At 71.2% G+C, this 11270-nt stretch carries 10 protein-coding genes; 6 read left to right on the top strand and 4 right to left on the bottom strand.

All coding sequences use genetic code 11. The annotated features are described in order from the left end of the window. The first annotated feature begins 42 nt into the window (after window positions 1-42). The 6 genes from murJ to trxA all read left to right on the top strand — a co-directional run bounded on the left by murJ (window position 43) and on the right by trxA (window position 7223). Entirely contained in the window at window positions 43-2217 is a 2175-nt protein-coding gene (gene murJ / locus BX286_RS18780; protein ID WP_079428634.1) for a murein biosynthesis integral membrane protein MurJ, read from the top strand. A gap of 117 nt (window positions 2218-2334) precedes the next feature. Further along, window positions 2335-4053 (top strand): protein kinase family protein, encoded by a 1719-nt coding sequence (locus BX286_RS18775; RefSeq protein WP_079428632.1) that lies wholly within the window; start codon window positions 2335-2337, stop codon window positions 4051-4053. Window positions 4054-4078: 25 nt separating this feature from the next. Then, window positions 4079-4780 (top strand): RNA polymerase sigma factor SigM, encoded by a 702-nt coding sequence (gene sigM, locus BX286_RS18770; protein WP_079428630.1) that lies wholly within the window; start codon window positions 4079-4081, stop codon window positions 4778-4780. Then, the gene (locus BX286_RS18765) at window positions 4777-5724 is read left to right on the top strand and encodes an anti-sigma factor (protein ID WP_100863318.1); all 948 of its coding nucleotides are present in this window, start codon (window positions 4777-4779) and stop codon (window positions 5722-5724) included. The genes sigM and BX286_RS18765 overlap by 4 nt, the downstream gene beginning before the upstream one ends. Before the next feature lie 147 nt (window positions 5725-5871). Continuing rightward, on the top strand, window positions 5872-6831 hold the full coding sequence (trxB, locus tag BX286_RS18760; RefSeq protein ID WP_079428626.1) for a thioredoxin-disulfide reductase: 960 nt from the start codon (window positions 5872-5874) through the stop codon (window positions 6829-6831). 50 nt (window positions 6832-6881) lie between these two features. Beyond that, window positions 6882-7223, top strand: a complete 342-nt coding sequence (trxA, locus tag BX286_RS18755; protein ID WP_079428624.1) for a thioredoxin — start codon at window positions 6882-6884, stop codon at window positions 7221-7223. Between the two features lie 72 nt (window positions 7224-7295). Here the strand turns inward: trxA and BX286_RS18750 are convergent, their stop codons facing one another. The 4 genes from BX286_RS18750 to rsmG all read right to left on the bottom strand — a co-directional run bounded on the left by BX286_RS18750 (window position 7296) and on the right by rsmG (window position 11170). Continuing rightward, window positions 7296-7919 carry a GNAT family N-acetyltransferase gene (locus BX286_RS18750; protein ID WP_079428622.1) on the bottom strand — a complete coding sequence of 208 codons (624 nt, stop codon included), beginning with the start codon at window positions 7917-7919 and terminating at the stop codon, window positions 7296-7298. 87 nt (window positions 7920-8006) lie between these two features. Then, window positions 8007-9086 (bottom strand): ParB/RepB/Spo0J family partition protein, encoded by a 1080-nt coding sequence (locus tag BX286_RS18745; protein ID WP_079428620.1) that lies wholly within the window; start codon window positions 9084-9086, stop codon window positions 8007-8009. Further along, the gene (locus tag BX286_RS18740) at window positions 9083-10198 is read right to left on the bottom strand and encodes a ParA family protein (protein ID WP_079428618.1); all 1116 of its coding nucleotides are present in this window, start codon (window positions 10196-10198) and stop codon (window positions 9083-9085) included. Before BX286_RS18740 ends, BX286_RS18745 begins: the two co-directional genes overlap by 4 nt. 255 nt (window positions 10199-10453) lie before the next feature. Next, window positions 10454-11170 carry a 16S rRNA (guanine(527)-N(7))-methyltransferase RsmG gene (gene rsmG / locus BX286_RS18735; protein ID WP_079428616.1) on the bottom strand — a complete coding sequence of 239 codons (717 nt, stop codon included), beginning with the start codon at window positions 11168-11170 and terminating at the stop codon, window positions 10454-10456. Window positions 11171-11270: the final 100 nt, after the last annotated feature.

The raw sequence follows: 11270 nt of genomic DNA, 5'->3' as shown, positions 1-11270 counted from the left end.
TGCCGTGGCCGGCCGGCCTGGGGACGATGAGGTGGGGTTGCGATGAACGCGCCGTACGACGGTGACCGCGCGCAGGGCGCCGGCGGGCCTGGGCCCGCCCAGGGCACTGCCCCCGGCACTCCGGTGCCCGGGCAGGTTCCGCCGCCCGCGCCCGCACCGGACCACGACCCCTACGTCCAGGACGCCTACGACTACGACCCCTACCGGTCGCAGGACCTGTCGGCCCAGGACCCGGTGACCGAGGCCCTCTACGACCGGGCCTCGCACCCCCCGCCGCCGCCGGGCACCTACCAGGAGCCCGGTCCGCTCTACGCCGCGCCCCAGGCGCCCTCGCACGGTCCCGACCCACGCGTATGGGCCCAGACCCCGCCCCCGGAGCCGGACGGCCCGTCCCGCCACCTGCCCTACGGCGACCACGCGGCGACGACGCAGTTCGTCGGGGTGGACTCGCTGGTCACCAGTGCCTCGGACGAGCAGCCCGAGCCCGACGCCTTCACGCACCTCTACCGCGACCAGCAGGCCGCCCCCGGCGCCCCGGCCGAGGAAGCCCCCGTCGCCGCCCCGGCCCCGAGCAAGCCCGCCGGCAAGGCGGCCAGCCTGCTCAAGTCCAGCGCCGTGATGGCGGCCGGCACGATCGTCTCCCGCATCACCGGCTTCGCCCGCACCCTCGTCATCGCGGGCGCCATCGGCGTCGCCACCCTCAACGACTCCTACCAGGTCGCCAACACCCTGCCGACGATGATCTACGTCCTCGTCGGCGGCGGCGCCCTCAACGCCGTCTTCATCCCGCAGCTCGTGCGTGCCATGAAGAACGACGACGACGGCGGCGAGGCCTACGCCAACCGCCTCCTCACCCTCGTCGTCACCCTCCTCGGCGCGGTCACCACCATCTGCGTCCTCGCCGCCCCGCTGTTCATCCGCATGATGTCGCCGACCATCGCGGGCGACCCCAAGCGCCTCGACGTCGCCGTGGCCTTCGCCCACTACTGCCTGCCCACGATGTTCTTCATGGGCGTCCACGTGGTGCTCGGTCAGATCCTCAACGCCCGCGGCCGGTTCGGCGCGATGATGTGGACCCCCGTCCTCAACAACATCGTCGTCATCGCCACCTTCGGCGCCTTCATCTGGGCCTTCGGCGGGTTCACCGCCTCCGGCGTCTCCGAGGCGACCATCACCCCCGAGGGCGTCCGCCTCCTCGGCATCGGCACCCTGCTCGGCCTCGCCGTCCAGTCCCTCGCCATGCTCCCCTACCTGCGCGACGCCGGCTTCAGTCCCCGCCTGCGCTTCGACTGGAAGGGCCACGGCCTCGGCAAGGCGGCCGGCCTGGCGAAGTGGACGTTCTTCTTCGTCCTCGCCAACCAGATCGGCCTCGTGGTCGTCACCCAGCTCGCCACCGCTGCCGGCACGGCCGCGGAGAAGCTGGGTCACGGCGGTACCGGTATCACCGCCTACAACTACGCGCTGCTGCTGTGGCAGATGCCGCAGGCCATCATCACCGTCTCCGTGATGACCGCCGTCCTGCCCCGGATCTCCCGCTCCGCCCATGACGGCGACGCCGCCGCGGTCCGCGACGACATCTCCTACGGCCTGCGCACCTCGGCCGTCGCCATCGTGCCCTGCGCCTTCGCCTTCCTCGCGCTCGGCGTCCCCATGGCCACCCTGCTCTACGCCAGCGCCGGCAAGGACGCCGTGAACATCGGCTATGTCCTGATGGCCTTCGGCCTCGGCCTGATCCCGTACTCCGTCCAGTACGTGGTCCTGCGCGGGTTCTACGCCTACGAGGACACCCGGACCCCCTTCTACAACACCGTCATCGTCGCCGCGGTCAACGCCGGTGTCTCCGCCCTGGCCTACTTCGTCCTGCCCGCGCGCTGGGCCGTCGTGGGCATGGCCGCCGCGTACGGCCTCGGCTACGTGGTCGGCGTCGGCGTGGCCTGGCGCCGGCTCAAGTCCCGCCTCGGCGGGGACCTCGACGGTGCACACGTCATGCGCACCTACACCCGTCTGATCGGCGCGTGCGTCCCGGCCGCAGTGGTGGCGGGCGCCGCCGCCTACGGGGTCATGCACGTCCTGGGCAGCGGAGCCCTCGGCTCCCTCGCCGCCCTGGTCGCCGGCGGCATCGCCCTGGGCGGCGTCTTCCTCCTCGCCGCCAAGCGCATGCGCATCGAAGAGCTCAACTCCATGGTCGGAATGGTCCGCGGCCGACTGGGACGCTGATGCGCACAACCGTCGGCCCCCATCGTGTGTCGTGCATAGCGGCGGACTGTGGGCACAATTGGCATGGCTTCGCAGACTGGCCGACAGCGCGCAACGGATGGGGAGGCAGGGACGACGGTGGCGGAACGTAGCACAGCTGCCGTCGACGTGGCCGACAACAGCGGCGACCAGCCGCTGGCCGCAGATGCGGCCAAGGCCACGGCCGACGGGGTGGACACCCAGAACGGACGAGCCGCGGACGAGCCCATGCCCGAGAAGGACGGCGAACGCAGAGGCGCTGCCCCCGCGGCCGCGCCGGAACTCCACAGCGGCCACAAGCTCGCGCGGCGCTACCGCCTCGAGGAGTGCGTCACCCGTCTGGACGGATTCAGCAGCTGGCGCGCGATGGACGAGAAGCTGCGGCGCGCCGTCGGGGTCCATCTGCTGCCCGCCGACCACCCCCGGGCCCGCACCGTCCTGGCGGCGGCCCGCTCCTCCGCCCTGCTCGGCGACCCCCGGTTCGTCCAGGTCCTCGACGCCGTCGAGGAGAACGACCTCGTCTACGTCGTCCACGAGTGGCTGCCCGACGCCACCGAGCTGACCGCCGTCCTCGCGGCCGGGACGCTGGAGCCCCACGAGGCCTACCAACTGGTGAGCCAGGTCTCCCAGGCCATGGCCGCCGCCCACCGCGAGGGCCTGGCCCACCTGCGCCTGACGCCCAGCGCGATACTGCGGACCTCCACGGGTCAGTACCGCATCCGCGGCCTCGCCGTGAACGCCGCCCTGCGCGGCATCACCAGCGACACCCCGCAGCGGGCGGACACCGAGGCCATCGGCGCGCTGCTGTACGCCGCCCTCACCCAGCGCTGGCCGTACGAGAACGACGCCTACGGCCTGCGCGGCCTGCCCAAGGGCGTCGGCCTCCTCGCCCCCGACCAGGTGCGCGCCGGCGTCCACCGGGGTCTCGGCGAGCTCGCCATGCGCGCCCTCGCCAACGACGGGGCCACCGCCTCACGCCAGGAGCCGGCCTGCACCACTCCGGAAGAGCTCGCCAAGGCGGTCGCGGCGATGCCCCGCATCAAGCCGCCGGAGCCCGCCTTCACGGCGCCCCCGGAGTACCAGCACACCACCTACCAGCAGGGCAGCTACGGCCGCCCGGCTCCCGTCGGCATGCCCACGGCCCCGATCGCCGTCCCCCCGCCGCCCCCGCTCCAGAGCCGGACGGGCCGCGTCCTCAAGTGGGGCGTCGCCGCCCTTCTGATCGCCGCCCTGGGCCTGGGCAGCTGGCAGCTCGCCGACGCCCTCCTGGGCCACAGCAAGCAGAACAACAGCGAGACCACCCAGCCCCAGCAGCAGGGCCCCGCCCCGGAGAAGAAGGAGCTCGCTCCCCTCGCCATCAAGGACGCGAAGGAGTACGCGCCCGACGGCACCCCGCAGAACGCGCCTGACGTCGACAAGACGTACGACGGGGACACCTCCAGCTACTGGCGCACCAAGAGCTTCTCCGACGGCCCGAAGATCGTGATCAAGCCCGGTGTCGGGATCGTCTACGACCTCGGCTCCGAGCAGGAGGTCAAGGAGGTCTCGATAGGGCTGAGGCACGCGGGCGACCACACCACCCTGACTCTCTACGCCACCGATGCGCTGAGCCCCAAGGACCTCAAGGACACCGTCGATCCGAAGAAGAAGATCGCGGGCGTCAGCACGAAGGACAACAGCGTCAAGCTGACCGTGCAGAAGCCGGTCAAGACGCGCTACGTGCTCCTGTGGATCACAGAAATGCCGTACGCCGGCTACGACAACTACAGCGGCGCCGGGTACAAGCAGGGCATCACGGACGTGAAGTTCAAGGGCTGACGCACGGCAGGGGAGGGGCCGACCGTTGGACGAAGCCAGAGCCGGCGACCACAGCGACCAGGAGCTCCTTTCCCTGCACGTCGCGGGGGATCCCGATGCCTTCGGGGAGCTGGTGCGGCGGCACCGCGACCGGCTGTGGGCCGTGGCACTGCGGACCCTCGGCGACCGGGAGGAGGCCGCCGACGCCGTTCAGGACGCCCTGGTCTCCGCCTACCGGGCCGCCCACACCTTCCGCGGGGACTCCGCCGTGACCACCTGGCTCCACCGGATCACCGTCAACGCCTGCCTGGACCGTGCCCGCAAGGCCGCCTCCCGCCGGACCGCCCCGCTGGACGACACCGACCGTCTGGAGCGGCTCCTGGAGCCCCACGAGTCCGCCGAGGCGCCCGCGGAACGCCAGGACCTCCACCGCCAGCTCCTGGCCGCCCTCGCCACCCTCCCCGCCGACCAGCGGGCCGCCCTCGTCCTCGTCGACATGCAGGGATATCCCGTCGCCGAAGCCGCCGCCGTTCTCGACGTCCCCGTCGGAACAGTGAAGAGCCGGTGTGCGCGCGGCCGGGCGAAACTCCTGCCACTCCTCACTCATCTGCGCACGAATGCCGGGGATAACACCGCCACCGAGCGGGGAAGGAACCGGACGCCGGGGGCACCCGTCCCATCTGCGGCAGACCCCAGGCAGCCAGAACCAGACCCAGACCCTGTGAAGGGCGGAGGTGGACGACCGTGACCCCCACGACCGGCAGCGCCGGCACGATCCGGCACCCGGAGGTCTCGGAGATCTCCGACCTGACCGAAGGGCTCCTCTCACCCTCCCGTACCACCGAAGTACGACGCCACCTCGCCGACTGCGCCCTGTGCGCCGATGTCCTCGCCTCCCTGGAGGAGATCCGGTCCCTGCTGGGCACTCTGCCCGGACCGCCGCGGATGCCCTCCGACATCGCGGGGCGCATCGACGCGGCCCTCGCCGCCGAAGCCCTCCTCGATTCCACCGCTTCCCGGGCCGGGGCCGCCGCTCCCGAGCCGCGTGCCCTCGGCGATGTTTCACGTGAAACGAGCCCGGGCCGGACCGGGGCCGACCGACCCTCCGGTCACCCGTCCGGCGCAACGGGACCCGGCCGTCGCCGCGCCCGCCGCCGGATCGCGGTCCTGACCGGCCTGGCCGGGGCAGCCGCCTGTGTGCTCGGCGTCCTCCTCTTCAACGGCCTGTCCGGAACCGGCGCCCACGACACCAGCACGAGCAACAACACCGTGCGGGCCGCCGGCTCGGCCGCCCCCGGGGAGTACAGCGGTCAGGGGCTCCAGCAGAACGTCCACCGGCTCCTGGCCTCCGCTCCCTCCACGAACGCTCCCAAGACCGCTCCCGGGGACTCGAACCGGACCATGGAGCTGGAGAACGCCTCTCCCGGGCTGGCGCCCGCCGAGCGGCCGGGGTCACCGGAGCCGGCCCAGCCTTCGGTGCCCCCCTGTGTACAGCAGGCCACCGGCCGCACCGAGACCCCCCTCGCCGCCGAGCCGGGCCGCTACCAGGGCACGGCGGTCTACCTCGTCGTCCTGCCCCATGTACAGGACCCCGCCCAGGTGGACGCCTACCTCGTGGCCGCCGGCTGCGCCGACAATCCCTCGGCGCCCCCCGAAAAGCCCCTTCTCACCCGCACGTATCCCCGCAACTGAAGGGTTCCGACATCAACGCCCGGCGCTTCCGGAGGCAGAGGGGGACGGCCGGGGAATGCGCGCGCCGTAGGATCCGTTGGGTGGGGTGAGAGTCCGCACCGGCCCCCGGTAGGCACCACGAAGTCCGCAGAGACGAGGAAAGAACCCGTGAGCGACGTACGAAACGTGATCATCATCGGCTCCGGGCCGGCCGGTTACACGGCCGCCCTGTACACCGCACGCGCTTCGCTCAACCCGCTGGTCTTCGAGGGTGCCGTCACCGCCGGCGGCGCGCTGATGAACACCACCGAGGTCGAGAACTTCCCGGGCTTCCGGGAGGGCATCATGGGTCCGGACCTCATGGACAACATGCGCGCGCAGGCCGAGCGCTTCGGCGCGGAGCTGGTCCCGGACGACATCGTCTCCGTGGACCTCACCGGTGAGATCAAGACCGTCACCGACACCGCCGGCACGGTCCACCGCGCCAAGGCCGTCATCGTCACCACCGGCTCCCAGCACCGCAAACTCGGCCTGCCCAACGAGGACGCCCTCTCCGGACGCGGCGTCTCCTGGTGCGCGACCTGTGACGGGTTCTTCTTCAAGGACCAGGACATCGCCGTCGTCGGCGGCGGCGACACCGCGATGGAGGAGGCGACCTTCCTCTCCCGGTTCGCCAAGTCCGTCACGATCATCCACCGCCGTGACACCCTGCGCGCCTCCAAGGCCATGCAGGACCGCGCCTTCGCCGACCCGAAGATCAGCTTCGCCTGGGACAGCGAGGTGGCCGGCATCCACGGCGAGCAGAAGCTTTCCGGCCTGACGCTGCGCAACACCAAGACCGGTGAGACCTCCGAGCTGCCCGTGACCGGCCTGTTCATCGCCGTCGGCCACGACCCGCGCACCGAACTGTTCACCGGTCAGCTCGACCTGGACGACGAGGGCTACCTCAGGGTCGACGCGCCCTCCACGCGCACCAACCTCCCCGGTGTCTTCGGCGCGGGCGACGTCGTGGACCACACCTACCGTCAGGCGATCACCGCCGCCGGCACCGGCTGCTCCGCCGCCCTGGACGCGGAGCGCTTCCTCGCCGCCCTCTCGGACGCCGAGCCCGCCGCCGCGACCGTCTGATCCCGCTCCACCCCCCTACACCCCACCCCGCAGGAAAGAAGGAGGCCGCTGTGGCCGGCACCCTCAAGAACGTGACTGACGCCGACTTCGACTCCGAGGTCCTTCGCAGCGACAAGCCCGTGCTCGTGGACTTCTGGGCCGCCTGGTGCGGTCCGTGCCGCCAGATCGCCCCGTCGCTGGAGGCGATCGCGGCCGAGTACGGCGACCAGATCGAGATCGTCAAGCTCAACATCGACGAGAACCCCGCCACGGCTGCCAAGTACGGCGTCATGTCCATCCCGACGCTGAACGTCTACCAGGGCGGCGAGGTCGCCAAGACGATCGTGGGTGCCAAGCCGAAGGCCGCCATCCTGCGTGACCTGGACGGCTTCATCGAGGTCAAGACCGCCTGACGCACTCGATGTTTCACGTGAAACGGGGCCGCCCCCTCAAGGGGCGGCCCCGTTTCGCACGCCCGGCGCCCGTCACAGCGGACGCAGCGCCGGTTCCTTGCGGGCCCTCGCGCCGCTCAGCAGCCGGTCCAGGGCCAGTTCCACGTCTTCCTTCCACGACAGCGTGGTGCGCAGCTCCAGCCGCAGCCTCGGGTGAGCCGGATGGGGGCGTACGGTCTTGAAGCCCACGGACAGCAGGTGGTCGGCCGGCAGCAGACAGGCGGGCCGCTCCCAGCGGGCGTCGCCGAAGGCCTCGATCGCCTTGAACCCCCGCCGCAGCAGGTCTTTGGCGACCGTCTGCACCATGACCCGCCCCAGCCCCTGCCCCTGATAGCCCGGCATGATCCAGGCGGTGATCAGCTGCACCGCGTCCGGGGAGACCGGGCTCGTCGGGAAGGAAGCGGCGCGCGGTACGTAGGCGGGCGGCGCGTAGAGGACGAATCCCACCGGAACCTCGTCCACATAGACCACGCGGCCACAGGATCCCCAGTCCAGGAGGACCGCCGAGATCCAGGCTTCCTTCTCCAGCTCCGCGGTGCCCGCTTTCACCGCGGCCTCGCCGGTGACGGGATCGAGCTCCCAGAACACACAGCTCCGGCAACGCCTGGGCAGGTCCTGGAGGTTGTCCAGCGTGAGCGGTACGAGCCGACGACCCATAACGGCATCGTAACCACTGCCCCCTGCTTCTTCGAGGGTGGACATCTCGAGAAACAGGGGGCAGTGGGGAAAACAGGAGGGGAAGGACTACTCCCCGGAGAGGCCCTGCTCCAGTACCCGGCCCTCGCCCGGCGCCAGGGTTCCCAGGATCCGCTCCAGGTCCTCCATCGACGCGAACTCGACGGTGATCTTGCCCTTCTTCTGGCCCAGATCCACCTTCACCCGGGTCTCGAAGCGGTCCGACAGACGCGTCGCCAGCTCGCTGAGCGCCGGCGACACCCTGCCACCGGCCCGCGGGCCCTTGGGCTTCGCGGTGCTCGACGGCTCGGAGCCCATCAGCTGGATGATCTCCTCGACCGAGCGCACCGACAGGCCCTCGGCCACGATCCGCTGGGCCAGACGGAGCTGCTCCTCGGCGTCCTCCACACCCAGCAGGGCCCGGGCGTGACCCGCCAGCAGCACGCCGGCGGCCACCTTCTTCTGCACCTCCGGAGTCAGCCTCAGCAGTCGCAGGGTGTTCGTGACCTGTGGACGCGAGCGCCCGATCCGGTCCGCCAGCTGGTCGTGGGTGCAGTTGAACTCACGGAGGAGCTGGTCGTACGCGGCCGCCTCCTCCAGCGGGTTCAGCTGCGCCCGGTGCAGGTTCTCCAGGAGGGCGTCGAGAAGGAGCTTCTCGTCGTCGGTCGCCCGGATGATCGCGGGGATGGACTCCAGCCCCGCCTCGCGGCAGGCGCGCCAGCGCCGCTCACCCATGATCAGCTCATAGCGCCCCGGGACAGCTGCCTCCCGGACGACCACCGGCTGGAGCAGACCCACTGTCTGGATCGAGGCGACCAGCTCCGCGAGGGCATCCTCGTCGAACACCTCGCGCGGCTGGCGCGGGTTGGGCGAGATCGCTTCCAGCGGAAGCTCTGCGAAGGTCGCCCCCTCCACCACAGCAGTGCCCGCCTGCGGAGCCACCGTCTCCACCGGAGGCAATGTTTCACGTGAAACATCGGCCTGCGACAACGCGGCGAGCTTCGCCGCTGCGATGCCCCGCTCCGACGTCAGTACCGGCACCGCCGACGGGGACGTGGAGCCGGCACCCATCACCGGCGTCTTCTCCTGGGGAGCGGCCGGGATCAGCGCGCCGAGCCCCCGCCCCAGACCCCTACGTCGCTCACTCACTGGATCCCCTCCGCCATGCTCTGCGTGCTGTTCATGCCCGCGCCCGTGTGGACGTTCTGGGCGTCGTAATGGATTCCGGCTCCCCGGAGCGCGATCTCACGCGCCGCCTCCATGTAGGAGAGGGCCCCGCTGGAACCCGGGTCGTAGGTGAGGACCGTCTGCCCATAGCTCGGGGCCTCCGAGATGCGCACCGACCTCGGGATGCTGGTGCGCAGCACTTCCTTGCCGAAGTGGGTGCGCACCTCGTCCGCCACCTGCGAGGCCAGCCGGGTCCTGCCGTCGTACATCGTCAGCAGGATCGTGGACACGTGCAGGGTCGGGTTCAGGTGGGCGCGCACCAGCTCGACGTTGCGCAGGAGCTGACCCAGCCCCTCCAGCGCGTAGTACTCGCACTGGATCGGGATCAGCACCTCCGCGCCCGCCACGAGGGCGTTCACGGTCAGCAGGCCCAGGGAGGGCGGGCAGTCGATCAGGATGTAGTCGAGCGGCTGCTCGTACGCCTGGATCGCGCGCTGGAGCCGGCTCTCGCGGGCCACCAGGGAGACCAGCTCGATCTCCGCACCCGCGAGGTCGATGGTGGCCGGGGCACAGAAGAGGCCTTCCACGTCCACCACCGGCTGGACGACCTCCAGCAGGGGCCGGCTGTCGACGAGCACGTCGTAGATGGAGGGCACGTCCGCGTGGTGGTCGATGCCGAGCGCCGTGGAGGCGTTGCCCTGCGGGTCGAGGTCGATCACCAGGACCCGCGCGCCGTGCTGCGCCAGGGAGGCGGCCAGGTTCACGGTCGTCGTGGTCTTGCCGACGCCGCCCTTCTGGTTGGCCACCACCATGATCCGGGTCTCCGCCGGCCGGGGCAGGGGGATACCGGTACGGCCGACGGCCTCCACCGCCTGGTGGACGGCTCGGCCGATCGGGGTGTCCTCGTCGTTGTCCACGAGGGGCGAGGGCGTCTCCGCGCCGGCGGCTGCCGGGGGTGCGCCCAGGGAAACGTCGCCTGGCGGTTCAGAGCGGGGACCGGGGACCGGATCGGCCATCGGCCCCGCGAGGTTGGCGTCGGACCGCACGGTGTCACTCTCCTCGGCAGCGGGCTCGCGATGAACAGAGCCTGCCATGCCACCCGGGTCGCGAACCAGCGGGGCCCGTGCTCCTGTGGATGAATCCACCGTTGTGGACAACTCCGTCACCCCCCGGTCCTGGCGGGGACGGGGGGCCGCAGCAGCCCGGCCGCGGCTGATGATTCCGTGCAGCAGAGAGCGACGTTTCACGTGAAACACGATGCCGGGACGGAGTCTTCAGCCCGCTACGACACTCCGAAATCCATACCTATAGGGCGCAACCCGCCCCGGATCGCCTCCACGACAGGGGCGTCAGCGGCGCCGGCGGGTCCGCCCCACCCGGGCGGCCTTGGCCCGCTTGGCCGCGAAGCGCACCCCGCCGGGGCTCTCCCCGACCTCCACCCGGACCACCGTGGACAGGGGATCGACCACGCCCTCGCCGACCTGGAGCACTGAGGTCTTCACCACACCGAGCTTGCTGAGCGCGGTCTTCGCCGCGATCAGCTCCTCCTCGGCCGTGTCGCCCTTGAGCGCCAGCATCTCGCCGTAGGGACGCAGCAGCGGCACGCCCCAGCCCGCCAGCCGGTCCAGCGGGGCGACCGCCCGTGCCGTGACCACGTGGACCGGCTGGACCTTGCCCAGCACTTCCTCGGCCCGGCCGCGCACCACCGTGACGTGGTCCAGCCCCAGCAGCTCGACGGCTTCCTGGAGGAAGGTCGTGCGGCGAAGCAGCGGTTCCAGCAGGGTGATCTTCAGGTCCCGCCGGACCAGGGCGAGCGGGATACCAGGCAGACCGGCCCCGGATCCCACGTCGCACACGGTGACGCCGGCGGGCACCACCTCGGAGAGCACCGCGCAGTTCAGCAGGTGCCGTTCCCACAACCGGGGTACCTCACGAGGGCCGATGAGGCCTCGTTTGACACCCGCGTCCGCGAGCAGCTCCGCATACCGCACAGCTTCCGGGAAAAATTCACCGAACACCGCGCGCGCCTCTTCAGGCGCCGGGGGAAGCTCCGCTGCCTCCGTCACGGGGACCGTCCTTCCGTACAGAACCGCTCACGCCAAAACCGTGGACGTTCAACTGCCAGGCTTACAAACATCGGCCCCGCCTGCGACACAGGCGGGGCCG

It is taken from the genome of Streptomyces sp. 3211.6, from assembly GCF_003634815.1.
Classification (GTDB): domain Bacteria; phylum Actinomycetota; class Actinomycetes; order Streptomycetales; family Streptomycetaceae; genus Streptomyces; species Streptomyces katrae_A.
Note: the sequence above shows the minus strand (reverse complement) of the source record. Positions and strands in the feature narration are given on the sequence as shown.

Bases quoted from the DNA above. Each gene is read 5' to 3' on its own strand.
- BX286_RS18750 (WP_079428622.1), bottom strand. From the start codon at position 7,919: ATGGGTCGTCGGCTCGTACCGCTCACGCTGGACAACCTCCAGGACCTG.
- BX286_RS18740 (WP_079428618.1), bottom strand. From the start codon at position 10,198: ATGGCAGGCTCTGTTCATCGCGAGCCCGCTGCCGAGGAGAGTGACACC.
- murJ (WP_079428634.1), top strand. From the start codon at position 43: ATGAACGCGCCGTACGACGGTGACCGCGCGCAGGGCGCCGGCGGGCCT.